This is a genomic window from Actinomadura formosensis NBRC 14204, assembly GCF_001552155.1.
In the GTDB taxonomy this organism is placed as follows: Bacteria; Actinomycetota; Actinomycetes; order Streptosporangiales; family Streptosporangiaceae; genus Spirillospora; species Spirillospora formosensis.
Genome location: NZ_BCQQ01000062.1, coordinates 13,847 through 38,075 on the forward strand (window position 1 = coordinate 13,847; position 24,229 = coordinate 38,075).

At 72.0% G+C, this 24,229-nt stretch carries 21 protein-coding genes and 1 tRNA gene; 7 read left to right on the forward strand and 15 right to left on the reverse strand.

Translation table 11 applies throughout. The features are described 5' to 3' along the window. Nucleotides 1–9 precede the first annotated feature (9 nt). On the forward strand, nucleotides 10–543 hold the full coding sequence (locus AF1_RS17600; RefSeq protein WP_067799912.1) for a hypothetical protein: 534 nt from the start codon (nucleotides 10–12) through the stop codon (nucleotides 541–543). A 25-nt stretch (nucleotides 544–568) separates the two neighbouring features. Here the strand turns inward: AF1_RS17600 and AF1_RS17605 are convergent, their stop codons facing one another. Both AF1_RS17605 and AF1_RS17610 read right to left on the reverse strand, forming a co-directional pair. Further along, the gene (locus tag AF1_RS17605; protein WP_242608816.1) at nucleotides 569–1,720 is read right to left on the reverse strand and encodes an alpha/beta hydrolase fold domain-containing protein; all 1,152 of its coding nucleotides are present in this window, start codon (nucleotides 1,718–1,720) and stop codon (nucleotides 569–571) included. Nucleotides 1,721–1,799: 79 nt separating this feature from the next. Next, a complete protein-coding gene (locus AF1_RS17610; protein WP_067799915.1) occupies nucleotides 1,800–2,948 on the reverse strand; it encodes a cystathionine gamma-synthase in 1,149 nt (382 codons plus the stop codon). Nucleotides 2,949–3,101: 153 nt separating this feature from the next. Between AF1_RS17610 and AF1_RS17615 the strand changes: the two genes are divergently transcribed. Beyond that, a complete protein-coding gene (locus tag AF1_RS17615; RefSeq protein WP_067799920.1) occupies nucleotides 3,102–5,261 on the forward strand; it encodes an MMPL family transporter in 2,160 nt (719 codons plus the stop codon). Nucleotides 5,262–5,410: 149 nt separating this feature from the next. Here the strand turns inward: AF1_RS17615 and AF1_RS17620 are convergent, their stop codons facing one another. Then, nucleotides 5,411–6,787, reverse strand: coding sequence for a cystathionine beta-synthase (locus AF1_RS17620; RefSeq protein ID WP_067799923.1), 1,377 nt, complete (start codon nucleotides 6,785–6,787; stop codon nucleotides 5,411–5,413). A gap of 182 nt (nucleotides 6,788–6,969) precedes the next feature. Between AF1_RS17620 and AF1_RS17625 the strand changes: the two genes are divergently transcribed. The 3 genes from AF1_RS17625 to AF1_RS17635 all read left to right on the forward strand — a co-directional run bounded on the left by AF1_RS17625 (nucleotide 6,970) and on the right by AF1_RS17635 (nucleotide 10,050). Then, complete coding sequence (locus AF1_RS17625; RefSeq protein ID WP_084263048.1) at nucleotides 6,970–8,085, forward strand: SGNH/GDSL hydrolase family protein; 1,116 nt, start codon at nucleotides 6,970–6,972, stop codon at nucleotides 8,083–8,085. A gap of 326 nt (nucleotides 8,086–8,411) precedes the next feature. Continuing rightward, nucleotides 8,412–9,632 carry an acetyl-CoA C-acetyltransferase gene (locus tag AF1_RS17630; RefSeq protein ID WP_067799926.1) on the forward strand — a complete coding sequence of 407 codons (1,221 nt, stop codon included), beginning with the start codon at nucleotides 8,412–8,414 and terminating at the stop codon, nucleotides 9,630–9,632. A gap of 190 nt (nucleotides 9,633–9,822) precedes the next feature. Beyond that, complete coding sequence (locus AF1_RS17635) at nucleotides 9,823–10,050, forward strand: DUF4287 domain-containing protein (RefSeq protein ID WP_067799929.1); 228 nt, start codon at nucleotides 9,823–9,825, stop codon at nucleotides 10,048–10,050. 154 nt (nucleotides 10,051–10,204) lie between these two features. On the opposite strand, the gene AF1_RS17640 is transcribed toward AF1_RS17635, so the two are convergent. The 4 genes from AF1_RS17640 to AF1_RS17655 form a co-directional block, all read right to left on the reverse strand. Next, nucleotides 10,205–11,020, reverse strand: coding sequence for a Bax inhibitor-1/YccA family protein (locus AF1_RS17640; RefSeq protein WP_067799932.1), 816 nt, complete (start codon nucleotides 11,018–11,020; stop codon nucleotides 10,205–10,207). Between the two features lie 374 nt (nucleotides 11,021–11,394). Further along, nucleotides 11,395–11,467, reverse strand: a tRNA-Leu gene (locus AF1_RS17645). 142 nt (nucleotides 11,468–11,609) lie between these two features. Continuing rightward, on the reverse strand, nucleotides 11,610–12,941 hold the full coding sequence (locus AF1_RS17650) for an NAD(P)/FAD-dependent oxidoreductase (RefSeq protein ID WP_255218816.1): 1,332 nt from the start codon (nucleotides 12,939–12,941) through the stop codon (nucleotides 11,610–11,612). 329 nt (nucleotides 12,942–13,270) lie between these two features. Beyond that, a complete protein-coding gene (locus tag AF1_RS17655) occupies nucleotides 13,271–14,092 on the reverse strand; it encodes a uracil-DNA glycosylase (RefSeq protein ID WP_067799934.1) in 822 nt (273 codons plus the stop codon). A 140-nt stretch (nucleotides 14,093–14,232) separates the two neighbouring features. Here AF1_RS17655 and AF1_RS34515 point away from each other — a divergent pair, with 140 nt between their 5' ends. Then, nucleotides 14,233–15,006, forward strand: a complete 774-nt coding sequence (locus AF1_RS34515; protein WP_067799938.1) for a DUF2510 domain-containing protein — start codon at nucleotides 14,233–14,235, stop codon at nucleotides 15,004–15,006. Nucleotides 15,007–15,020: 14 nt separating this feature from the next. Here the strand turns inward: AF1_RS34515 and AF1_RS17665 are convergent, their stop codons facing one another. The 4 genes from AF1_RS17665 to eno form a co-directional block, all read right to left on the reverse strand. After that, nucleotides 15,021–15,968 carry a Ppx/GppA phosphatase family protein gene (locus tag AF1_RS17665; RefSeq protein ID WP_067799940.1) on the reverse strand — a complete coding sequence of 316 codons (948 nt, stop codon included), beginning with the start codon at nucleotides 15,966–15,968 and terminating at the stop codon, nucleotides 15,021–15,023. Then, nucleotides 15,965–16,501 (reverse strand): DUF501 domain-containing protein, encoded by a 537-nt coding sequence (locus AF1_RS17670; RefSeq protein ID WP_067799944.1) that lies wholly within the window; start codon nucleotides 16,499–16,501, stop codon nucleotides 15,965–15,967. Before AF1_RS17670 ends, AF1_RS17665 begins: the two co-directional genes overlap by 4 nt. 74 nt (nucleotides 16,502–16,575) lie before the next feature. After that, nucleotides 16,576–17,019: an FtsB family cell division protein gene (locus tag AF1_RS17675; protein WP_067799947.1), complete on the reverse strand. Its 444-nt coding sequence runs from the start codon at nucleotides 17,017–17,019 to the stop codon at nucleotides 16,576–16,578. A 75-nt stretch (nucleotides 17,020–17,094) separates the two neighbouring features. Further along, nucleotides 17,095–18,378: a phosphopyruvate hydratase gene (gene eno, locus AF1_RS17680; RefSeq protein ID WP_067799950.1), complete on the reverse strand. Its 1,284-nt coding sequence runs from the start codon at nucleotides 18,376–18,378 to the stop codon at nucleotides 17,095–17,097. 355 nt (nucleotides 18,379–18,733) lie between these two features. Here eno and AF1_RS17685 point away from each other — a divergent pair, with 355 nt between their 5' ends. Beyond that, complete coding sequence (locus tag AF1_RS17685) at nucleotides 18,734–20,050, forward strand: sensor histidine kinase (protein ID WP_242608815.1); 1,317 nt, start codon at nucleotides 18,734–18,736, stop codon at nucleotides 20,048–20,050. On the opposite strand, the gene AF1_RS17690 is transcribed toward AF1_RS17685, so the two are convergent. The 4 genes from AF1_RS17690 to AF1_RS17705 form a co-directional block, all read right to left on the reverse strand. Next, nucleotides 20,047–20,424 carry a tetratricopeptide repeat protein gene (locus AF1_RS17690; RefSeq protein ID WP_067799953.1) on the reverse strand — a complete coding sequence of 126 codons (378 nt, stop codon included), beginning with the start codon at nucleotides 20,422–20,424 and terminating at the stop codon, nucleotides 20,047–20,049. The two genes, AF1_RS17685 and AF1_RS17690, sit on opposite strands and share 4 nt — an antisense overlap. Nucleotides 20,425–20,506: 82 nt before the next feature. Then, nucleotides 20,507–20,719 (reverse strand): hypothetical protein, encoded by a 213-nt coding sequence (locus AF1_RS17695; protein ID WP_067799956.1) that lies wholly within the window; start codon nucleotides 20,717–20,719, stop codon nucleotides 20,507–20,509. Nucleotides 20,720–20,805: 86 nt separating this feature from the next. Next, a complete protein-coding gene (locus AF1_RS17700) occupies nucleotides 20,806–21,750 on the reverse strand; it encodes an NADP-dependent oxidoreductase (protein WP_067799960.1) in 945 nt (314 codons plus the stop codon). A 120-nt stretch (nucleotides 21,751–21,870) separates the two neighbouring features. Further along, nucleotides 21,871–24,229 (reverse strand): penicillin-binding protein (locus AF1_RS17705; RefSeq protein ID WP_157419219.1); only part of this gene is annotated, 2,359 nt, incomplete at its 5' end.

Consider the following 24,229-nt stretch of genomic DNA (forward strand, 5'->3'; position numbering starts at 1 on the left):
GGTCGGGGCATGTCGACTTCCGACCGCCTGCTGCTGTTCCTGCACATCGGGTTCGCGATCTTCACGCTGGGGCCACTGACGGCCGCGACCATGTCCGCCCCCCGCTACATCCGCAACCGCAACGTCACGGTCGTGCGGTACCTGCACCGGACCACCCAGATCTACGGCCTCGCCACGCTCGGGATCTTCCTGTTCGGGCTGGCACTGGCCAAGGGCGATCTGGCGGAGATATGGCTGACGGTGTCGATGACGCTGTTCGTCGTCGCGCTGGCGCTGCTGCTGATCATCGAGCGCGACCAGCGCAAGGCCGCGCATCTGCTGGAGGTCGCGGCGGCCGAGGAGGGACGCGCGGCGGTCCCGGCCCGTCCCGCCGCCGCGCGGACGGCCGAGGGCGCGGAGAAGACCGAGACCGCACAGGCCCCGCCCGCCCCCGCCTCCGGCGCGGAGATCGCGCAGGTGGAACGCGGGCGGCTGGCGGCGATGTCCGGTGTCGTCTCGCTGATCTGGCTGACGATCCTCGTCCTGATGGTCTGGAACGGCTGAGCCTCGCCCCGCCCGTGGGCCGGGGCTACTCGCCCGGCTTCAGGTGGCCCTTGAGCCAGCCGACGATCGTCGGGTAGGTCTGCTCGTCGCTCAGCATGTCCGTCGCGTGCATGTGCCCCTCGACCGTCTTCACGGTCGCCTGGACGCCCGCGGCGCGCAGCGCGGCCGCCAGCCCGGTGCTCTGCGTGACCGGGACGAAGTCGCCGGTCGCGTGCATGAGCAGCATCGGCGCGTCGCCGGGCGAGACGTGCGTGACGGTGCTGGCGTCGTCCAGCAGGGGCAGGCAGACCTCGCCCGTCACGGTGCCGGGTTCGGGCTCGGCACCGGTCTCGGGATCGGGCTCGGCGCCGACCGTGACGCCGGGTTCGCAGTTCATCAGGTCGACCACGGCCCGCCGCAGCTTGCGCTGTCCGGGCGTGGCGCCGGGCTTCGCGCCGTCCTGGTAGGCGAGGTACGGGTTGTTCGGCGGCGACAGCGCGACCACGCCGCGCACCTGCCGGGTGCCCGTGCCGAGCGTGCCGAGCTGGGTCGCGAGCTGGCCGCCGGCCGACGACCCGACGACGGCGACGCGCGCCGGGTCGGCGTTCCACACCCGGGCGTACTTCTTGATGAAGGCGAGCGCGGCCAGGGAGTCGTCCCGCTGCGCGGGCCAGTGCGCCTTGGGTGAGAGCCGGTAGTTCGCCGACAGGACGACGAAGCCCTCCTCGGTCAGCCGCCGCGCGAAGTACTTCCAGCCGCCGCCCTTGTCGCCCTGCAGCCAGTAGCCGCCGTGCAGGATCAGCACCACGGGGCGCGGCCCGGCCTGCCGCGCGTCCTGCCGCCAGTAGGCGTCGATCTTCTGCGCGGCGTCCTTGCCGTAGGCGTAGGTGCGGAACTTCGGCAGCCGCGGGGTGACCATGACGGCCCGCGCCGTGGCGGTGCCGTCCGGCTCACCGTCCGCGCCCGGCCGCCCGTTCCCGGGCAGGGTCGTGGCGGACGCCGACGGCGACTGCGAGCCGGAGTCGCCGGTCTGCGGCTCGCCGGAGGGAGCCGCCGTCCCGGGCTCCCCGGCCGGCGGCGCGGACGGGCCGGACGACGCCCCCGGCACCGGGGGGGCCGCGTGGGCGCCCACGGGAACCGCCACGGCGGCCAGACATGTCGCGGCGAACGCCGCCCCACAGACCAGTACCTTGCGCACCCGGGCCCCTCCTTTACGAACCTGGCGCGCCGAGTATAGATGTTTTGATCAAGTCCGGTGGGGAATGGTCAGCTGATTTTCACCCGAGCGCCTGCTTGAGGTCACGGCGCAGGTCGTCCACGTCCTCGATGCCGACGGACAGCCTGACCAGGTCAGACGGCACCTCCAGCGGCGATCCGGCGGCCGACGCGTGCGTCATCCGGCCCGGGTGCTCGATCAGCGATTCCACGCCGCCGAGCGACTCGCCGAGCGTGAACAGCTTCGTCCGCTCGCACACCCGGACGGCGGCCTCCGCCGACTCCATGCGGAACGAGACCATGCCGCCGAACGCCTTCATCTGCTTGGCGGCGACGTCGTGGCCCGGATGGTCGGGCAGCCCCGGGTAGAGGACCTGCCGGACCGACCGGTGCCGCGTGAGCATCTCGACGATCTTCTCGGCGTTCGCGCAGTGCCGGTCCATCCGCACGCCGAGCGTCTTGATCCCGCGCAGGGTGAGCCAGGAGTCGAACGGACCCGCGACGGCGCCCATCGCGTTCTGGTGGAACGCCAGCCGCTCGCCCAGTCCCGGGTCCGCCGCGATCAGCGCACCGCCGACGACGTCGGAGTGCCCGCCGATGTACTTGGTGGTCGAGTGGACGACCACGTCCGCGCCGAGTTGCAGCGGACGCTGCAGATACGGCGAGGCGAAGGTGTTGTCGACGGCGAGCAGCGCGCCCGCCTCGTGCGCGACGGCGGCGAGCGCGGCGATGTCGGCGATGCCGAGCAGCGGGTTCGTCGGCGTCTCCACCCAGATGATCTTCGTTTCGGGACGGACCGCGGCCCGCACCGCGGCGATGTCGCCCAGCGGAACCGGGTCGAACGCGACGCCCCACGGCTCGGCGACCTTCGCGAACAGCCGGTAGGTGCCGCCGTAGGCGTCATTCGGGATGATGACGTGATCGCCGGGCCGGCAGACCGTGCGCAGGAGCGCGTCCTCGGCGGCGAGCCCCGACGCGAACGCGAGCCCGCGGGCGCCGCCCTCCGTCTCCGCCAGGCATACTTCAAGCGCGGTACGGGTCGGGTTGGCCGACCGGGAGTACTCGTAGCCGCCGCGCAGCCCGCCGATGCCGTCCTGCTTGTAGGTGGAGACCTGGTAGATCGGCGGGACGACCGCCCCCGTCGTGGGGTCGGGCTCCTGCCCCGCGTGGATGGCCAGGGTCTCGAACCCCTGCTGAACCTCGTTGTCCATGGGTACGAGGCTATCCACCCCTCGCCCCTCCTAGAGGAGGAGGTACTCCCCCGCAGGTATCAGCCGCTATTTCGGCGCTGGGGGTGACCTCAAAGCCCCATGTGATCTCTACCGTTTTACAGGTATCCCAACGACCCTGATTAAGGAAGTCCCATGTTCGCTCGGCTCGCGCGCTTCGTCGTGAGACACCCGTGGTGGACGATCGTGGCGTGGCTCGTGGCCGCGGCATTGATCATCGCCTTCTCTCCCAAGCTCACCACCGAGTCCGACCAGGGCGACTTCCTGCCCTCGAAGTACGAGTCGGTGCAGGCGATCAAAATCGCCGAGAAGGCGTTCCCGGCGCAGGAGGACACCTCCTCGCTGATCGTCGTGAAGCGGACCGACGGCGGGCCGCTGACCGCGCCGGACACCGCGAAGGTCAACGAGGCCGCCACGTCCCTGAACTCCGCCAAGCCCCCGACGGTGCTGAACTTCCTCACCGGCCCGCAGGCCGTCGCGCCGAACAAGGCCGTCCAGGTGATCATGGTGCCGATGAAGGGCACCTCGCAGGCCGACAGCAAGAAGCAGGGCGAGGCGGTCAAGGAGATCCGCAAGGACCTGCCGGCGCTGCTGAAGGGCAGCGGGCTGGAGGCCAAGGTCGGCGGTGACGTGGCCGGCTTCGTCGACAACGAGGACTCCTTCAACAAGTCCTTCGAGATCGTCGGCATCGCCACCTTCGTGCTGATCATCGGCCTGATCCTGCTGATCTTCCGGGCCCCGCTGGCGGCGGTGCTGCCGATCATCGTGATCATGGTGACGATGCAGGTCGCGATGGGCCTGATCGGCGCCGCCTCGAAGGTCTTCGGCTTCTCCGGCGACGACAGCCTCAGCACCATCATCCTGATCGTGCTCTTCGGCATCGGCGCCGACTACTACCTGTTCCTGATGTTCCGGTTCCGGGAGCGGCTGCGCGCCGGCGACGACAAGAAGACCGCGATGATCACCGCGGTGGAGCGGGTCGGCGAGGTCATCTCCTCGGCCGCCGCCGCCATCGCCGTCACGTTCCTGGTGCTGCTGCTCGCGACGTTCGGCGTGTTCAGCGCCTGGGGCCCGTCCCTCGCGATCGCCGTCGTCGTCATGGGCATCACCTCGCTCACGCTGTTCCCGGCGCTCGTGTCGCTGCTCGGCACCGCCGTGTTCTGGCCGTCCAAGGCGTGGAAGAAGCAACCGAAGGGCTCGGTCTCCACGGCCATCGGCCGCGCCGTCGGCAAGCGTCCGGCGGTCGCCGCCGCCGCGTCCGGTCTCGTGCTGGTCGTGCTGGCACTCGGCTCGCTCGGGTTCAAGGCCGACTACGACTTCGCCGCGGGCTTCCCGCAGGACACCGAGTCGGCTCGGGCGACCAAGGACATGGAGAAGGGCTTCCCGCCCGGCCTGACCACCCCGGTGCAGGTGTTCATCAAGTCTGAGAACGGGCAGCCGGTCACCCAGGAGCAGCTCGCGTCCTTCAGCGCGGCCGCCAAGACCGCGCCGGGCGTCGGCAGGGTGCAGCAGCCCGTCCCCGGCCGGGACAAGTCCGTGGCCCGCGTCGACCTGGTGCTGAAGACCAACCCGGCGTCCAACGAGTCGATCAGCCTGGTCAAGGACAAGCTGGCGCCGGCCGTGCACAAGGCCGCCCCGGCGGGCACCCGCGCCTACGTCGGCGGCCAGACGGCGATCTTCGCCGACATCAACGCCGTCAACAATCGCGACCTGTCGGTCATCCTGCCGGTGGCGGCGGTGCTGATCGCGCTCATCCTGGCCCTGCTGCTGCGGTCGGCCGTCGCGCCCGTCTACCTGGTCATCGCCGTCCTGCTGGGCTTCGCCGCGACGCTCGGCTCCGCGGTGTACGTCTTCCAGGGCGCGATGGGCGAACCCGGCGTCACCTTCCAGCTGCCGATCGTCCTCTACCTGTTCGTGCTGGCCATCGGGACCGACTACAACATCCTGATGACCGCGCGGCTGCGCGAGGAGGCGAAGGAGGGGCACGACCCGCGGACGGCCGCGGCGCTGGCCGTCCAGCACGGCGGCCCGACCGTCGCCGCGGCGGGCCTCATCCTCGCCGGCACCTTCTCGGTGATGATGCTCGCGCCGGTCTCGATGCTCCAGCAGATGGGCTTCTCCGTCGCGATCGGCATCGCGCTGTCGGCGTTCGTCATGTCGACGTTCCTGGTGCCGGGCATCACCGCGATGCTGGGCCACCGGGCCTGGTGGCCGGGGCACGGGGACGAGCCGAAGAAGCGGCCCCTCGCCACCGACACGCGGGAGGACTTCGCCCCGAGCGGGTACCGCGCCTAGCGGCACCCACCCGAACGTCGGGTTGCGGAGCCCGGTCAGAAACGCCGCCCACCGGCCGGCGCTCCGCAACCCGGCACCTTCTCGGGCACGGCACCTCGTCACACGGAGGGCCCGGAGATCATCGCGATCTCCGGGCCCTCCGCCGCTCGTCAGGTGGTGGACGCCGCCAGGAACGCCAGCAGGTCCTGGCGGGTGACGAGGCCCTTCGGCTTGCCGTCCACGAGGACGACCGCCGCCCCCGACTTCTCCAGCACGCCGACGGCCTTGCTCACCGGCTCGCCGTACCCGAGCGTCGGCAGCGGCGGCGACATGTGCAGCTCGACCGGCTCGGACATCTTCGCCCGGCCCTTCACCATGATGTCGAGCAGGTCGCTCTCCCCCACCGAGCCGACGACCTCGGCGGCCATGACCGGCGGTTCCTCCTTCATCACCGGGACCTGCGACACCTCGTACTCGCGCATGATGGAGATCGCGGTCTGCACGGTCTCGTGCGGGTGGACGTGCACGAACTCCGGCAGCGTGGCGCCCTTGCGGGTGAGCACCTCGCCGACGCACGCCTCCTCGGTGTTCGGGGTGAGGAAGCCGTAGTCCGCCATCCAGCCGTCGTTGAAGATCTTGCCGAGGTAGCCGCGGCCGCTGTCCGGCAGCAGCACGACGATGACCGCGTCCGGGTCGGCCTTCTCGGCGACCCGCAGTGCCGCGACCACCGCCATCCCGCAGGACCCGCCGACGAGCAGCGCCTCCTCGCGGGCGAGCCGCCGCGTCATGAGGAACGAGTCCTTGTCGGACACCGCGATGACGTCGTCGCAGATGTCGCGGTCGTAGGTGTCGGGCCAGATGTCCTCGCCGACGCCCTCGGTCAGATAGGGACGCCCGCTGCCGCCGGAGTAGACGGACCCCTCCGGGTCGGCGCCGATGACCTGCACCCGGCCCCCGGACACCTCCTTGAGGTACCTGCCGGTGCCGCTGATCGTCCCGCCGGTGCCGATGCCCGCGACGAAGTGGGTGATGCGGCCCTCGGTCTGCTCCCACAGCTCCGGGCCGGTCGTCTCGTAGTGGGACCGGGGGTTCTGCGGGTTGGTGTACTGGTTCGGCTTCCACGCGCCGGGGATCTCGGCGGCGAGCCGGTCCGACACCGAGTAGTAGGAGTCGGGGTGGTCGGGGTTGACCGCCGTCGGGCAGACGACGACCTCGGCGCCGTACGCGCGCAGCACGTCGATCTTGTCCTTGCCGACCTTGTCGGGGCAGACGAAGACGCAGCGGTAGCCGCGCTCCTGCGCGACGATGGCGAGCCCCACCCCGGTGTTGCCGGACGTCGGCTCGACGATCGTCCCGCCCGGCCGCAGCTCACCGGACTTCTCGGCCGCGTCGATCATCCGGACCGCGATGCGGTCCTTCACCGATCCTCCGGGGTTGAAGTACTCCACCTTGGCGAGCACCTGCGGCCGCAGGCCACTGGTGACCTTGCGCAGCCGAACCAGCGGGGTGTTGCCCATCAGTTCGACGAGCGAGTCGTGTACGTGCACCGCGACTTCCTTGTCCAGTGTGTTGATATGCGTGTGCCGTCCTTGTTCCGCAGCCATTGACGCGCGGGAACGGACGCGGGTCCGGAAGGTTTCCCGTTTCTGACGGTAGCCGAGATCGGTACCCGCAGGCATCAACGGCTTTACACCGGGGTAGGAACTTAATCACGGAGGGTCAAGCCAGTATGTTGAGAGCATTCACCGCGCGCCGGATCGCGGCCGCCGCGGCGTACGGCGGCGGAGGCGTCACGGCCCTCGGCGGTATCACCTTCGGCCTCATCGTGGCGGAGGCGAAGCTCGCCCGCAGGATCATCCAGGCGACGCCCAACGGCGCCCCGCCCGTGGCGGACGGTCTGTACGGCGAGACGTTCGGCGGCGCACCGATGTCACTGGTCATGCTGGGTGACTCGACCGCGGCCGGTCTCGGGGTCCACTCGCCGGAGGAGACACCCGCCGCCGTCCTCGCGACCGGGCTCTCCGCGATGGCGGACCGCCCCGTCCGGCTGACGAACGTGGCCCGCTCCGGCTCCCGGTCGCAGGCCCTCGGCGGCCAGGTCGAGCAGGCCCTGCAGACCCGTCCCGACATGGCCGTCATCATGATCGGCGCGAACGACGTGATCGGCCGGGTCTCCCCCGGCGAGTCCGTCCGGCATCTCGCGGACGCCGTCGAGCGGCTGCGCGCCGCCGGCAGCCATGTCGTCGTCGGCACCTGCCCCGACCTCGGCTCGGTCGAGCCGCTGTTGCAGCCGCTGCGGTGGTTCGCGCGGCGCGCCTGCCGCCAGCTCGCCGCCGCGCAGACGATCGCCGTCGTCGAGCACGGCGGCCGGTCGGTGTCCCTCGGCGACCTGCTCGGCCGCGAGTTCGCCGCCGACCCGCTGTCGATGTTCAGCGAGGACCGCTACCATCCGTCCGCCCGCGGCTACGCCGCCGCGGCCGCCGCCGTCCTCCCGTCGGTGGCGTCCGCGCTCGGCCTGGAACCGGAGCCGGCCGGCGAGGTCGCTCTCCCCGTGTCCTTGGCCGCCGCCGAAGCCGCCGAGCAGGCCGGCACCGAGGTCAGCGGCGCCTCCGTGGCCGGCCACGACCGCGGCCCCCGCGGGCGCTGGGCCACCCTGCGGTATCCGTTGCGCCGCCCTTGGCGCCGGGCGCTGGGGCGTCCTTCTCTCCTGAAGGAGGCGGCAGTCGCGGGACTCGCTCCGGTCCGCCTGGCGGCTCACTGCGCGACCGGTTTCTCGCAGGCCCGAAACCGCCTTCGGACGCGCTCGCAGCGCTGGCGGTCGCCGGCCCCCGAGGCCGACGGCTGAGCGCAGAAGGACCGGGACCCGTCCGGTCACCAGAGGACGGGCCCACGGCCGACCTGGGCGCCCGCCGGCCGGCCTTCCGTCCGCGCTCACGGCGGCCGGCCGGCGGCGTGGGTCTCAGCGTGGGGCGCCCGACGTCCCGGGCACATGGGGCGGCCGTCATCACGGCGCCGGGATTCCCCTACCACCGGATAAACCCGTACTTATTCGACTCGCCGTCGATGGAGTCCGGGGGGCGGCGTGTACGGGGCGGGAGGCCAGCGATTAGATTGACCAGGTGACCGGTGAGTAAGTTGCACCGTTTTGGCCGCTGAGACAGGAGACCCGCAATGCCCGAGGCAGTCATCGTCGCCACCGCGCGCTCGCCGATCGGCCGCGCCTTCAAGGGGTCGCTGAAGGACATCCGGCCCGACGACCTCACCGCCCAGATGGTCACCGCCGCGATGGCGAAGGTGCCGCAGCTCGGGCCGGACCAGATCGACGACCTGCTGCTCGGCTGCGGGCTGCCCGGCGGTGAGCAGGGCTACAACATGGGGCGCGTCGTGTCCGTCCTGCTGGGCTGGGACAACGTGCCCGGCGCCACCATCACGCGGTACTGCTCGTCCTCGCTCCAGACGACCCGGATGGCGCTGCACGCGATCAAGGCGGGCGAGGCGGACGTGATCGTCTCGGCGGGTGTGGAGACCGTCAGCCGGTTCGCCAAGGGCAGCAGCGACGGCCTGCCCGACACCCAGAACCCGACGTTCGAGGAGGCGCAGGCCCGTACCGCGAAGGCGGCCGAGGGCGGCGCACCGGTGTGGCACGACCCGCGCGAGGGCGGCAGGGTCCCCGACATCTACATCGCGATGGGCCAGACCGCCGAGAACGTGGCGGGGCTGCGCGGTGTGTCCCGGCAGGCGCAGGACGAGTTCGGCGTCCGCTCGCAGAACCTCGCCGAGAAGGCGCTCGCCAACGGCTTCTGGGAGAAGGACATCACCCCGGTGACCCTGCCGGACGGCACCGTCGTGTCCAAGGACGACGGCCCCCGGCCCGGCACCACCTACGAGAAGGTGTCGCAGTTGCAGCCGGTGTTCCGCCCGGACGGGACGGTCACCGCCGGCAACTGCTGCCCGCTGAACGACGGCGCCGCCGCGGTCGTCATCATGAGCGACACCAAGGCCGCCGAGCTCGGCATCACCCCGCTGGCCCGGATCGTGTCGACCGGCGTCACCGGCCTGTCCCCGGAGATCATGGGCCTCGGCCCGGTGGAGGCGTCCCGCAGGGCGCTCGCCAAGGCCGGCATGACCATCGATGACATCGACCTCGTCGAGATCAACGAGGCGTTCGCGGCGCAGGTGCTGCCGTCCGCCGAGGATCTCGGCATCGACCTCGACAAGCTGAACGTCAACGGCGGCGCGATCGCGGTCGGTCACCCGTTCGGCATGACCGGCGCCCGCATCACCTCCACGCTCCTCAACAGCCTGAAGTTCCACGACAAGCAGTTCGGGCTGGAGACGATGTGCGTGGGCGGCGGCCAGGGCATGGCGATGGTCCTGGAGCGCCTTTCCTGATTTTTCGGGCGGTGGCCCGCATGAGAGCGCCCCGTGCCGCCTTCATGCGGGCCACCTGCGCGTTTCCGGGGAATATCCCCGCTATAAATGATCTACGTAACGCAAAAGATAGGTCCCCGTTAGGGTCTTGTCACATGCGGAGAGGTGTTGCAGAGTCAGCAGGAAGAGCCCCGCGACCTGGAGGTGCCAATTGTCACTGAACCACTCGCCGGAGACGCACAGCAAGCTGATCGCCCGCATCCCGCAAGTCACCGGACGTGACATCCCCGAGTGGTTCACCGCCATCGAGAACGGCCCCTCGTTCACCCGCTGCGAGGAACGCAGCTCCTGGCTGGCCGAGGAGCACAACCTCTCACACGGCTACGCCGCGGCACTGGTGCGCGAGCACGAGCGCACGCGCCGCGCGCGCCACTACTGATGGCAGCACCAAGCGAATCTCACACGGACCCGGTGGGATCCCGCCAGCGGATGCCCCCGCCATCGTGCGGCTGAGCCGACACGACTCTGGCGCAGAGATCCCACACGGATCAGCCCCGCACCGCCTGGCGCGGGGCTGATCACTGCGTTGGCGGCTAGTCGCGTCCGCTGAAGTAGCTGAGCAGGCGGAGAATCTCCAGGTAGATCCACACGAGGCTCAGCACCAGGCCGAACGCGCAGTACCAGGCGAACTTCTCCGGGGCCTGCCGCCGGACGCCCTGCTCGATGGAGTCGAAGTCCAGCAGCAGGAAGAAGCAGCCGACCAGGATCGCGACGACGCTGAAGATGTAGGCGAGCGGGCTGCCCGGGTCGCGGATGCCGATGCCCTGGTCGCCGCCGAACAGGTGCACCACCAGGTTGATGATCATCAGCCCGATGAGCGCGGCACCGGCGGCGATGACGAACTTGGCGAACTTGGGCGTGACGCGGACGATGCGCAGCGCGTAGACGGCGAGGGTGGCGCCGAACGCGAGCGCCGTCCCGATCACGGCCTGGAAGACCACGCCGTGGTAGAGGTCGTTGTAGGCGTGGCTGATGATGCCGACCACGACGCCGTAGACGCCCGCGAACGCCAGCACCAGCGGCGCGTTGGCCTTGCGGCCGAACGTGATGAACGCCCAGATCCCGATCTCGGCGACGAGCGCCAGGACGAGCACGGGGGCGGCGAGTTCGGTGGGCACCAGCACCCACGCCAGCGCCGCGGTGATCACGAGGGTGGCCAGGGTCAGGAATCCGCGGACGACGACGTCGTCCATGGTCATCGGTCGGGTGGCCGGTGGCGCGTAGCCGGGCGCGGCCCCGTACTGCGGCGCCCCGTACGGCTGTGCTCCATGGCCGGGCGGACCGTAGCCCGGCCCTCCGGCCCGCTGGTCGAAGGCGTTCCCCCGGAACGCGGGGTTTCTGCTCTCCATCAGAGTCTCCACTTTCGGCCGACGTGGCCCCCCAGTGTAAGCGCGAAACCCCCGCATGATCAGCCCAAACCACGCTCAGTTCACCAAGCCGCACCCGCCGAAAGACCCACACCACCCCCAGCCACCCACCCACGAGGGCGAAGCCTCGCACCGGGAGCCCCAAAGGGTCGCCCCCTGAGCCAACACTGCAAGCCGACCGAAAGGTCGGCGAGCACCTCACTGCACCCACCGATAGACCCGCACCAACCCCAGCCACCCACCCCGCGAGGGCGAAGCCCTCGCACCGGGGGTTCCAGGGGGTCGCCCCCCTGGGCCAACACTGCGGGCCCCCGGCGAAGCCGACCGAAGGCCGGCGAGCAGGGTCGACCGGCGCGTGCCCCTGGTCGGACTCGAACCGACACATTGGCTCTTTTAGGGAGCCCGCCTCTGCCATTGGGCTACAGGGGCGGCGTCATCATATCGAGTCAGGGTCCGGGACACGCGCTTCCTTTCCTGGGTTAGACGAGCACGGCCGGGTCCGGCCAGTTTCACAGCGTCAGTCAAGAGACCCCCGGATGCCCGTGACCGGGGGCTTACCTCGGTGGACGGGTCAGGCGGTCGCGTTCTCCCGGGTGCGGCCGGCGGCGAGCTCGAATTCCTGGCGCGGCCGCTCCAGTTCGGCCAGGGAGACGATCTCGCGGTGGAAGAAGAGCGCGAGCGTCCAGTCCATGGTGATCCGGAACTTGCGGTTGACGGTCGGCATCCGTGACAGGTGGTAGGTGCGGTGCATGAACCAGGCGGGGAGGCCGCGCAGTTGGACGCCGTAGACGTTCGCGACGCCCTTGTGCAGGCCGAGGCTCGCCACCGAGCCGACGTAGGCGTGTTCGTAGGGCTTCCTCGGTTCGCCGCGCACGTCCGCGGCGATGTTGTCGCCGAGCCGTTTGGCCTGCCGGACGGCATGCTGGGCGTTGGGCGCGGTGAACTCGCCTTTTCCGCTGAGGTCGGGGACGGCGGCGTTGTCGCCCGCCGTGTACACGTGCTCCAGCCCTTCGACGGTCAGCTCGGCGGTCGCCTTGAGGCGTCCCTTGTCGTCCAGGGGCAGATCGCTGGCCTGGAGGACGGGGTGCGGTTTCACGCCGGCCGTCCAGACGAGGGTGCCGGCGTCGAACTCCTCGCCGTCGCTCAGCACGATGTGCCGTTTCTCGGCGGATTTCAGCAGCGTCTTCAGCTTGACCTCGATGCCGCGGCGGCGCAGGGCGTCGGCGGTCCAGCGGCCCATCTCCGGGCCCACCTCGGGCAGGATGCGGTCGGTCGCCTCCACCATCATCCAGCGCATCTCACGCGGGTCGATCGACGGGTACCACTTGCACGCGTCCCGCGCCATGTCCTCCAGTTCGGCCATGGCCTCGACGCCCGCGAATCCGGCTCCGACGAACACGAAGGTCAGTGCCCGCTTCCTGATCTGCTCGTCGTCGGGGTTGGCCGCGGCGATGTCGAGCTGGTGCAGGACGTGGTTGCGCAGGTAGATCGCCTCTTCGACGGTTTTGAAGCCGATTCCGCATTCGGCGAGTCCCGGGATGGGCAGGGTGCGCGAGATGGAGCCGACCGCGACGACGAGCATGTCGTAGCCGATGTCGCGTTCGGCGGCGCCGTCGGTCCGTGTCCCGGCCGGGCAGAGGGTGACCCGCCGGGACGCGTGGTCGATCCGGGTGACGTACCCGTTCACGATCCGGCAGCGTCCGAGGACCTTGCGCAGCGGCGCGACGACGTGCCGTGGCTCCAGGTTTCCCGCCGCCGCCTCGGGCAGGAACGGCTGGTAGGTCATGTACGACTGGGGATCGATGACGGTGACGGTGACCTCGCCGCGGCGCAGCTCGCGGCGGAGCTTCTTCTGCAGGCGCAGGGCCGTGTACATGCCGACGTACCCACCGCCGACGATCACGATCCGCTTCGCGGTCCCCGGAGCGTTCGCCGGACGGCCCGAAGGGGCGCCCTCCGAGACAGTTGTAGAAGGCATATCGGAAGCGTTACCCGCCTGCCCGGCTCGCGAACTTCCTGCCCTCTTCTGGCATCTCACCGGATGTACCACCAGAAAGCAGACGGCGGGTCAGGGCCGAACGGGGGCGCCAAGCGGCCGCGGGCGGCAGACCGGGACAGGGGCGGTCACCGCGCCTCGGCCGCTTGGTCCAGGCCCTGCCCCGCCGTCGGCCGCCGCCGCTCTCCGCAGCCGCGGTTTCGTCTCGGGCCCGGCACGACGAACCTGGAGCCCCGCTAGCGGTGGTCGCGGGCGCGGGTGAGGACCGCGTCCAGCATGTCTTCGGTGACCCGGCCGGTGAAGGTGTTCTGCTGGCTCGGGTGGTAGCAGCCCAGCATCAGGACCGGGTCGCGCCGGGCCGCCGAAGGCGGCGGCACCAGTTCGACCTCCGCGCCGTGGCCGAACTTCGGCCGGGGGCGCGGCACCCCGTAGCCGGCCTGCTTGAGCGCCGGCCACACGCCCTGCCAGGCGAACCCGCCGAGGCACAGGACGCAGCGGACGCTCGGCGCGACCATCTCGACCTCGCGGGCCAGCCACGGCAGGCAGGTCGTGCGTTCCAGCGGCGTCGGCTTGTTGTCCGGCGGCGCGCACCGGACGGTCGCCGCCATCCGCGCGCCGATCAGCCGCTGCCCGTCGCCCGCATGGACGCTCGTGGGCCGCGTGGCGAGCCCCACCCGGTGCAGGGACGCGAACAGCCAGTCGCCCGACCGGTCGCCGGTGAAGATGCGCCCGGTGCGGTTGCCGCCGTGCGCGGCGGGGGCGAGCCCGACGATCAGGATGCGCGGCTCCGGGTCGCCCCACCCGGCGATGGGGCGTCCCCAGTACTCCTCGTCCGCGAACGCGCGGCGGCGCTGGACGGCGACCTTCTCCCGCCACGCCACGAGCCGGTCGCATGCGCGGCACACCGACTGGCGGGCGCACAGCTCGTCCAGGTCCGGCGCCTTGGCGGCCAGTTCGACGACCTCGCCGGTGCCGCGGGCGACGGGGGTGTCCGGTGTCGCGGGGTCCCCCGGCCAGCCCGACCCGGGCGGCACGAAGGGGGCGTTGGCGGTCGGCATACCACCGATCGTCCCACGCCACAGGCGGTGGCCGGGATGCGCCCATGACCGGTGCGGAGCGGGGTCCGGTCGGTACGATGCGTTCGCCGGTTGGGGGGCGGGGTGTCCGGCACTGCCATCGGGCGAAGCGGGAGGCAGGAGTGTCGCAACCGGGCTGGTACCCCGATCCGTACGGCACCGGGAGCCTGCGCTGGTGGGACGGGCGGAACTGGACCGAGCGGCTCAACCCCGAGCCGGACCGCCCGCCCCGGCCGCGGCCGCCGCGGCCGAAACGGTCCGCGGCGGGCGCGGGGCCCGCGAGCCCGCATGCGGCCCCGCACGTACAGCAGCCGGCCTGGGAGCACGCCCCGTCCGTCAGTCCGCTGGACGTGCGCGTGCGCGGCCTGCACCTGTACGCCGATGACCGGGGCGTCGCGTACGGGAGCGCGTCGCTCACCTGGGCGCGGGTGGAGTGGGTGGCGTATTGGGCGGCGGAGCGCCCAGCCGGATCCGGCCGCGTCCCCGGCACGCAGTGGATCTTCCAGGCGGGCCGGTTCCCGTTCCGCGGCGGCCCGCGCGTCGAGGTGGTGATCGAGGCGGACGCCCTGCCGGCCCGGGACGCCGAGCCCGAGCGCATCTGGGGGCGGCTGATCCAGCTGTGCCAGGAGCACGCCGAGCGGCGGCTCGTCGCCGAGCTGGTGCGGCGGGTCCGGGCGGGCGAGTCGATCGACGTGGCGCAGGGCCTGACCGTCCATCCGGGCGGTGTGCGCGGCAGCCGGGTGTCGCTGAGCTGGTCGTCGATCTCCGGCGCGACCGTCGACCGGGGACGGGTGTGGATCCAGCAGACCGGCAGCAACTCGCCGAGCCTCTACGTCCCGCAGCAGAACCCGAACGCGGTGCTGATCCCCGCGTTGCTGGCACAGCTCGGACGCTGAGGCTCTGGCGAGCGTCAGACGAGCGACCAGGCGGCGCCGTCCAGGATGTCGTGTTCGCTGACGACGACGGCGCCGAACCCGTACTCCCGCATGATGCGGTCGAGGATCAGCGCGCCCGCGCCGATCACGTCGACGCGGCCGGGATGCATGACGCCGAACCGGGCGCGCTCGGCCCGGGTGGCGTGCAGCAGCCGGCGCGTCACCTCGTGCACCTGCGTGGCGGTGATGCGCGACAGGTGGATGCGGGACGAGTCGTACTCCGGCAGGTCGAGCGCGATCCCGGCGACGGTGGTGACGGACCCGGCGAGCCCGACGAGCGTGCGCGCCTCGTCCACCGGCACCCGCTCCCGGACGGCGGCGAGCGCGGTGTCGATGTCGGCGACGGCGTGCGAGATCTGCTGCGGTGAGGGCGGATCGTCCGCCAGGTGCCGTTCGGTCATCCGCACGCAGCCGATGTCGATCGAGGAGGCCGCGCCGGCCGACGAGCTGCCGAGCACGAACTCGGTGGAGCCGCCGCCGATGTCGACGACCAGGTAGGGGCGGGCGGGACGCAGCGCCGCCAGCTCCCGGGTGGCGCCGCTGAACGACAGCTCGGCTTCCTCGTCCCCGCTGATCACCTCGGGCACGACGCCGAAGATGTCGACGACGCCGCGGACGAAGTCGGCCCGGTTCGCGGCGTCGCGGGTCGCGCTGGTCGCCACCACCCGGGTCTTGATCGGGTCGCGCCCGGCGCCGCTGCCGTGCCGCTCGATCAGCTCGGCGTAGCCGCGCATCGCGGTGAACGTCCGCTCCAGCGCGGCGGGCGACAGCCGGCCGGTCTCGTCGACGCCCTCGCCCAGCCGGACGATCTCCATCCGGCGTTCGACGTCGGTCAGCGAGCCGCCGTCCTCGCCGGGCACGATGTCGGCGATCAGCAGGCGGACCGCGTTCGTCCCGCAGTCGATGGCCGCGACGCGCGTCACCGCGCCTCCCCCGGTTCGGGCTCCCCCGGTCCGGGCACCGCCTGGACGCAGGGGCCGGACCGCCACCATTCCGGGAGCGCCTCCAGCGCCTCACGGCCGAACGGGTTCACGCCGGGGACCGCCAGCTCGTGCGCGATGAGCGCGTGCAGGCACTTGACGCGGTCGGGCATCCCGCCCGCGCTCTGCGTGCCCGCGGGCAGCGGCTCGATGCCCTCGTCGCGGGCCGCCTCGTCCCTGCGGTGCAGGTAGTCCTCATGGGCGGCGGCGTACTTCTCCCTGAGGGAGGGGTCTTCGGCGAGCCTGGCCTGCATCTCGCGCATGACGCCGCTGCCCTCCAGCGTCCCGATGGCCGAGGCGGCCTTCGGGCACGTCAGGTAGAACAGCGTGGGAAACGGCGTCCCGTCCGCGAGCCGCGGCGCGGTCTCGATCACCGCGGGCCGCCCGCACGGGCAGCGGCTCGCCACCGCGCGGACGCCGCGCGGCTCCCGCCCGAGTTGGGCCGCGACAGCGGCCATGTCACCTGCTTCGATCATCTCCCCACCTGCGGATCGGTGATCCGTTCTGCTGCGTCGCCGTGGCCGGCGGCCGCGCCGCCCCCGGGGGGGGATCAGCGCCGCCGGTCGGCGGCCTCCACCGACCGCCACAGCGTCTCGTACCAGGGCGGCTTGCTCGGTGGTCCGCCCTTGTGGGTCTGCTGGTCCGTACCACCGCCGCCGTCCAGCACGATGTAGCACTTTACGTCAGGACGACAGTAATGGAGCCTTCGCGTCGCCTCACGCTCAATGTATGACTTATCACCCAATTGTTGTTTACGTTGGGCAAGAATCTCCACCTGGCGGCGGGCCACCGCCTCCTTGCGCCGCAGGTCGGCGATCTCCTTGCGCTGGGCGATGTACTCCCGGACGGGGTAGGCGAGACTCAGCGCGATCGCGCACACCACGACCGCGAGGATGGCGGCGCGGCTGGTCAACGCCGGGTTGCCGCGATGCGCCCCGTGGTCGTCGTGGTCGTCCTGGTCGTCGTGGCCCGCCCGGTCCTCACGTTGCGCCATCGTGTCCCCTGCCTGTGGCCCGGTCTTCCGGCGGCCGGAACGTCGCCCCGGCCGCCGGTCGCACTCCCCGGCTGGTCAGCCCTGCGCGTCGAAGCGCGGGAACGCGGCGGCGCCGGCGTAGCGGGCGGCGTCGTCCAGCAGTTCCTCGATGCGCAGCAGCTGGTTGTACTTGGCGACACGGTCGCTGCGGGCCGGGGCGCCGGTCTTGATCTGGCCGCAGTTGGTCGCCACGGCCAGGTCGGCGATCGTGGTGTCCTCGGTCTCGCCGGACCGGTGGCTCATCATGCAGCGGTAGCCGCTGGTCTGCGCGAGCGAGACGGCGTCGAGGGTCTCGGTGAGCGTGCCGATCTGGTTGACCTTGACCAGCAGCGCGTTCGCGGCGCCGGACCTGATGCCGCGGCCGAGCCGCTCGGGGTTGGTGACGAACAGGTCGTCGCCGACGAGCTGGACGCGGTCGCCGACGGCGGCGGTGAGGCCCTCCCAGCCGGCCCAGTCCTCCTCGTCCAGCGGGTCCTCGATCGACACGAGCGGGTAGTTGCCGAGCAGCTCGCCGTAGTAGGCGGCCATGTCGTCGGCGGACCGCTTGGCGCCCTCGAACGTGTACCGGCCGTCGGCGTGGAACTCGGTGGCGGCGACGTCCAGGGCGAGCGCGATGTCGCGGCCGGGGGTGAAGCCGGCCTTGCGGATCGCCTCCAGGATGAGGTCGAGCGCGTCCCGGTTGCTCGGCAGGTCGGGCGCGAAACCGCCCTCGTCGCCGAGGCCGGTGTTCAGGCCCTTGGACTTCAGCACCGACTTGAGCGCGTGGTAGGTCTCGGCACCCCAGCGCAGCGCCTCGGCGAAGGTGGCCGCGCCGATCGGGGCGATCATGAACTCCTGGATGTCGACGTTGGTGTCGGCGTGCGCGCCGCCGTTCAGGATGTTCATCATCGGGACGGGCAGCAGGTGCGCGTTCGGCCCGCCCACGTAGCGGAACAGCGGCAGGCCCGCGGAGTCGGCGGCGGCCTTGGCGACGGCCAGGCTGACGCCGAGGATCGCGTTGGCGCCGAGCGCGGACTTGGCGGGGGTGCCGTCCAGGTCGATCAGGAGCTGGTCGATCAGCCGCTGGTCGGACGCCGGGTAGCCGACGAGCTTCTCGTCGATGGTCTCGTTGACGGCCTTGACCGCGCCCCGGACGCCCTTGCCCCCGTAGCGCTCCCCGCCGTCGCGCAGTTCCACGGCCTCGAACTGGCCGGTGGAGGCCCCGCTCGGCACGGCGGCGTGCGCCTCGGTCCCATCGGCGAGCAGGACCTCGACCTCGACGGTCGGATTGCCGCGGGAGTCCAGGATCTCCCGGGCGAGTACGGCCTCGATCGACGACACGGGGAACCCCCTGATAGTACGGATTGGTCTGGTGCGATCTCCGAGCCTATCCACGTCGGTCTCGGGCCGCCCAACGGGCTCGCCGTTCTCCGGGGGCGGCCCGCGATGAAGGGTTCGGCCCGGCGGCGCGCGGGTCGCGGACGGCGCCGTGCGGCGGCGCGGGGGCGCGGACGCGCCATGACAGGGTTTTACCCGTCCGCGACGGTGGCGTTTGCGCTATTCAGGCAAGGATTTCAGGTACTGGAGGAACGTACCCGGGAGGTCTCCCATACGCGTCCGCCCCCGCCGTCCGCTCACGGGGCCGAGTCACTGGATCTGGCGGACCGTCCTGCGTCACCCGGAGATCCGGGTCCGGGTGACGGTGACGGCCTCGCTGGTCGCCTTGGTGCTGTCGACCGCGCTGTGGGCGGCGATGCTGCTCCTGCTCGCGCAGGACGCGTCCCGCACGACCCTCAACGAGCTGACGCGCCAGGCGGGCCGGACCTCGTTCGTGATAGAGATCGGGAGGCTGCGGAACCCGCTCTCGGGGGCCCCGGGCGACCTCGTCCAGGTGACGGACCGGCAGGGCCGGGTGCTCGCGGCCACGTCGGCGATGCAGGGGCGCCCGGCGGTGCGCTTCCCCGCGCCGCCGAGGGACGCGACCCGCCGCGAGGGCACCGTGTGCGGCGTCGACGCCCCGGGGAACGGCTGCTACCTGATCGTCGAATTCCAGGAGGGCATCGGGCAGTCCGCGCTGTTCGTCAAAGCGCTGGCCCCGAAGCCCGGGCTGCTGCCCCGCCCGCTGCCGGCGGCGCTGCTCGCGCTCGGCATCCCGCTCATCACCGGCCTCGTCGGCTACGGGACGTGGCTGTCGGCGAGCCGCACGCTGCGGCCGGTCGACGAGATCCGCCGGAAGCTGGACGAGATCGCCGCCACCGACCTGGAGCGCCGGGTACCGGCGCCGGGCCGCCGCGACGAGGTGGGGCGGCTCGCCGAGAGCGTGAACGCGACCCTCGACCGGCTGGAGCAGGCGGTCGCGCGGCAGCGGGCGTTCGTCTCCGACGTGTCGCACGAGCTGCGCAGTCCGCTCACCGCGCTGCGGATGGAACTGGAACTGGCGCTCGCGGAGCCGGACGAGACGGACGTGCCGGAGACGCTGCGGACCATCCTGAACAACACCGAGCGCCTGTCGGCGGTGGTGGACGACCTGCTGGCGCTGGCCCGGCTGGAGGCCGACCGGACCTTCCAGCGCGAGCGCGTGGACCTGACCGCGCTGACGGACGAGGAGGTTCTGCGCCGCCCCCGCCGCACCCGGGTGACCATCCTGTCGGAGGGGCCGGTGACGGTGCACGGGGGGCGCAGCGAGCTGGCCAGGCTGCTGACCAACCTGCTCGACAACGCCGACCGGCACGCCACGTCCGAGGTGACGGTGATCCTGCGCAGGGAGCCGCCCGCGACCGCGGTCGTCGAGGTGATCGACGACGGGACCGGCATCGCGCCGGAGGACCGCGAGCGGGTGTTCGAGCGGTTCACCCGGCTGGCCGAGGCCCGGCACCGCGACGCCGGCGGCACCGGCCTCGGCCTCGCGATCTCCCGGGACATCGCCAGGGCGCATCGCGGGTCGCTGATCCTCACCGACCGGGTGGACGGCCGCTCCGGCGCCCGCTTCGTCCTGCGCCTTCCCAGCTGCTAGCCCCGCTCGGGGGCGGCGGGACAGCGGTCGGGGGCGGTCACGGAGACCTCGGCTCCCGGGGCGGGGGCGACGCCCATGGCCTGGGCGAGCTTGCGGAAGACGACCGCCTCGTCCGCGCGGCCCCGCCGCTCCAGGGTGCGGGCCAGCGCCTCGTGGGCCCAGCCGTTGCAGGGGTCGAGGTCGACGAGCCGGCGGAAGGTCGTCTCGGCGCGGCCGAGCTGGGCGCTGTGGAAGTAGGCGCGGCCCAGCAGCTCGACGGCGGCGCGGTTGCCGGGAGCGTCCTGGACGATCGGGACCAGCAGGCGCGCCGCGCCGGTGTAGTCCTTGGCGTCGAAGAACAGCGTCGCGCGCTCGAACTGCTCGTAGGTGGTCATACCGCGCCTCCCCTCGGTTGCTTGGCACCACCCACAACCGGGGGCACCCGGCCTTTGTTCCCGCGGGGTCCCCGGCCGGCGGTCAGCCGAGGCCGAGGGAGTCGCGGAGGCGTTCGCGTTCGGCCTCCAGCACCTCGATCTGGCCCTGCAGTTCCTCCCGCTGGGCGAGGTACTGCCCGGAGTCGACGAAGTCGCCCGCGTCGGCGGGCGGCGCGGGCAGGTCGGCGCGGAGCCGGGCGAGGGACTCCTCGAGGTCGCGGAGCCGGGTGCGTCGTTCGTCCTCGGACTGGTCCATCGTGTCCTCCCGTCAGTGCGGGCCCGCCCCACGCGGGCTCGGCCTCTGCATGCCCCGCACCGGGCGGTCTTCACTTCGTCCGGCGGTCAGATGCGGAGCACGGTCTTGCCGCGGGCGCCGCCGGCCCGGTTGCCGGCCAGCGCGCCGGCCGCCCCGGCGAGCGGCACCTCGCGCTCGACCCGGACGCGGAACGCGCTCGCGTCGATGAGGGCGGAGAGCCGCTCCAGCAGCGCGGACGAGGGCGTGCCCTGGAAGTTGACGCCGCGCAGCCCCCTGGCCTCCATCGCGTCGGGGTTCACCGCCCAGATCGTGCTGATGTACGTACCGCCGGGACGGAGCATCTGCGCGATGTGCTCGGCCATGGCGGTGTCGCTGACCATGTCGAGCACGACGTCGATCCCGTCGGAGTGGACGGCGAGCACCTGCCGGTTGAGGTCGCCCTTGGAGTGGTCGACGGTCTCGTCCGCGCCGAGGCGCCGCATCGTCCCTGCCATGTCGTCGAGGGCGGTCGCGATGACCTTGGCGCCCGCGCGGGACGCGAGTTGCACCGCGCCCTGCCCGACGCCGCCGGTCGCACCCACGACGAGGACGGTCTGCCCGGTGTCGACGCGCGCCTGGTCCACCATGGCGAGCGCGGTCATGCTCGCGGTCGGCACCGCCGCCGCCTGCGTGTAGATCATCCCCGCCGGCATCCTGGCGACCGGCCCGTCATCGCGGGCGATCGCGTACTCGGCATAGCTGCCGAGGCCGCGCTCCGCGCCGAAGAAGGACCCGTAGACCTGCTCTCCTGGCCGCAGCCGGGTCACGCCCTCCCCGACCGCGTCCACGACGCCCGCGCCGTCCTGGCCGAGGATGAGCGGGAACGGCACGTCGAGGGAGTCCTTGAGCATGCCGTCGGCGATCTTCCAGTCGAGCGGGTTCAGCCCGGCCGCGATCAATTTCACGCGGATCTCCCCGGGTCCCGGCTCCGGACGCGGCAGGTTCATCAGCGCCGGTGTGGCGCCGTACTCGGACACGGCGATGGCTCGCATGACGATCGTCCCCCGATCGGCTCTCGCGGAGGTCACCCCCCGCACTGCTCTACCCGACCGGCCGGATGATCACACGCGCGGGCCGGACGGCCCCGGCACCGGGGGGCGTCAGGCGGGCACCTACCGCCCCGGACCGCCGGGCAGCGGCGGACGCGGCCTGTTCCTCCCGGTCTCGCCGGATTTCTTCCCGCCCTTGCTGATACGCAACGTGATGGTGGTGCCGGGCTCGGCCGGACCCGGGCCGGGGGACATGCCGGCGACCGTGCCCTTCGGGTACCGGCGGGACGCGACCGGGGAGCCGACGGCGACCTTGAAGCCGGCGGCGCGGAGCCTGGCGACGGCGTTCCGCGGCTTCATGCCGCGTACGTCGGGAACCTTCGCGCGGTCCTCACCGGATCCCTTGCTGAAGTAGTGCGACGGCGGCCGGTGGAACGGCGAGGGGTCCGTGCCCCGCAGCGCGCCGCTCATGCTCTGCTGCCAGATCGGCGCGGGGATGGTCGCGCCGAACACGGGGCCGTAGCACCGTCCGTCCATGCAGAGGTCGCCCATCGGATACCGGTAGCCGCCGCGCGGGTCCCCGACCCAGACGGCCGCGGCCAGGTCCGGGGTGTAGCCGGCGAACCAGGCGGCGGAGAAGTCGTCGACGGTGCCGGTCTTGCCGGCGGCGGGACGGCCGATGCCCATCCCCCGCGCCGTGCCCTTGGTGAGGACGCCGCGCAGCACGTAGTTGACGGCGTCCGCGACCCCCTGGTCGATCACCTGCGCGCAGTCGCGGCCCGGCACCTTCAGCCGGTGGCCCCCCGCGTCCTTGATCTCCTTGATCGCGATCGGCTCGCAGTATTCGCCGCGGGCGCCGAACGCCGCGTACGCGGCGGCGAGCCGCAGCGGGGAGACGGGGTTGAAGCCGAGCGTGAAGGCCGGGTACTGCTCCAGCGGCTTGCCGGTCGCCTGCTTCATCCCGAGCCGTTCGGCCATCTTGACCGTGTCGCAGAGGCCGACCTTCTTCTCCAGGGCGAGGAAGAACGTGTTGACCGAGTGGTGCGTCCCGGTGACGATGCTGAACTCCTTGCCGCCCTCGCCGTCGGCGGCGTTGCGCAGCGACGCGCCGGGATCGCCGACCCGCTCACCGCGGCAGTTGCGGAAGCCGACGGGCGTGAACGCGCGCGGCGCCATCAGCCGGGTGCCGAACGGCAGTCCCTCGTCCAGCGCGGCGGCCAGCGTGAACGCCTTGAACGTCGACCCGGCCTGCATGCCGATGCTGGAGCCGTGGCCGGCGTCCGCGGCGAAGTTGATCCAGGTCTTGCCGCGCTCCTTGTCGGGACCGAGCGCGCGGTCGACGGCCATCGCCTTGATCTCGCCGGTGCCCGGCCGCACCATCGCCTCGGCGGCGGCCTTGTGCGCGGAGTTGCGCGGCGGGACGTGCCGGTCCACGGCGCGCTGCGCGGCCTTCTGCGCCCGCGGGTCCATCGTGGTGCGGATCGTGAGGCCGCCGCGTTTGAGCAGCTTCTCCCGCTCCCCTGCCGTCTTGCCGAACACCGGGTTGGTGAGGATCTCGCGCTGCACGTAGTCGCAGAAGAACGGCGCCTTACTGGTCACGCAGCCGCTGCGCACGCGGTCGACGTCCAGCTTGATGGGCTGCTTCTTGGTCTCCGCGACCGTGGCGGGGTCGGCCCAGCCGAGGCCGGCCATCCGGTCCAGGACGGTGTCGCGGCGCTGTCGCGCCTCGCCGGGATGCCGGATCGGATCGTAGGCGTAGGGGTAGCGGATGATGCCGGCGAGCAGCGCCGCCTCGGCGAGGTTCAGCTGGGAGGCGTGCTTGGAGAAGTAGTGCCGGGACGCGGTCTCGATGCCGTAGGCGCCGTCCCCGTAGTAGGCGATGTTGAGGTAGCGGCGCAGGATCTCGTCCTTGCTGAACTTCTTCTCCATCGCCACCGCGTACCGCAGTTCGCGTATCTTGCGGGCGGCGGTGACCTCGTTGGCCGCCTCCCGCTCCTCGGCGTTGTCGGCCTGGGTGAGCAGCAGGTTCTTCACGTACTGCTGGGTGATGCCGGAGCCGCCCTGGGTCACCTGACCGTGGCTGAGGTTGCTCGCGAGCGCCCGCAGCGTGCCCTGGGCGTCGATGGCGCCGTGCTCGTAGAACCGGCTGTCCTCGATCGCCAGCACCGCCGTGCGGGCGACCGGGGCGATCCTGTCCAGCGGGACGTCCACCCGGTTCTGGTAGAAGAACGTCGCGATGACGGAGCCGTCCGCGGCGAGGATCCTGGAGCGCTGCGGGACGCCGGACGTCGTCAGGTTCACCGGCTCGCCGTCGAACCAGCCGGCCGCGTCGCGGGCGCCGGTCCCGGCCGTGCACGCGGTGGGCAGCAGCATGAGTGCGACGAGGACGCCGGCGAGACCGCCGAGCGCGCCCAGCCCGCGCAGCGCGCGGGCCTTCTCGGCGCGGGTCGTGGACGGGCTGAGGACGCGGCGCGGGCGGCGC

Bases quoted from the DNA above. Each gene is read 5' to 3' on its own strand.
- AF1_RS17600 (WP_067799912.1), top strand. From the start codon at position 10: ATGTCGACTTCCGACCGCCTGCTGCTGTTCCTGCACATCGGGTTCGCG.
- AF1_RS17690 (WP_067799953.1), bottom strand. From the start codon at position 20,424: ATGACCACCTACGAGCAGTTCGAGCGCGCGACGCTGTTCTTCGACGCC.
- AF1_RS17615 (WP_067799920.1), top strand. From the start codon at position 3,102: ATGTTCGCTCGGCTCGCGCGCTTCGTCGTGAGACACCCGTGGTGGACG.
- AF1_RS17655 (WP_067799934.1), bottom strand. From the start codon at position 14,092: ATGCCGACCGCCAACGCCCCCTTCGTGCCGCCCGGGTCGGGCTGGCCG.
- AF1_RS17700 (WP_067799960.1), bottom strand. From the start codon at position 21,750: ATGCGAGCCATCGCCGTGTCCGAGTACGGCGCCACACCGGCGCTGATG.
- AF1_RS17675 (WP_067799947.1), bottom strand. From the start codon at position 17,019: ATGGCGCAACGTGAGGACCGGGCGGGCCACGACGACCAGGACGACCAC.
- AF1_RS17625 (WP_084263048.1), top strand. From the start codon at position 6,970: ATGTTGAGAGCATTCACCGCGCGCCGGATCGCGGCCGCCGCGGCGTAC.
- AF1_RS17610 (WP_067799915.1), bottom strand. From the start codon at position 2,948: ATGGACAACGAGGTTCAGCAGGGGTTCGAGACCCTGGCCATCCACGCG.
- AF1_RS17640 (WP_067799932.1), bottom strand. From the start codon at position 11,020: ATGGAGAGCAGAAACCCCGCGTTCCGGGGGAACGCCTTCGACCAGCGG.
- AF1_RS17670 (WP_067799944.1), bottom strand. From the start codon at position 16,501: ATGATCGAAGCAGGTGACATGGCCGCTGTCGCGGCCCAACTCGGGCGG.
- AF1_RS17630 (WP_067799926.1), top strand. From the start codon at position 8,412: ATGCCCGAGGCAGTCATCGTCGCCACCGCGCGCTCGCCGATCGGCCGC.
- AF1_RS17695 (WP_067799956.1), bottom strand. From the start codon at position 20,719: ATGGACCAGTCCGAGGACGAACGACGCACCCGGCTCCGCGACCTCGAG.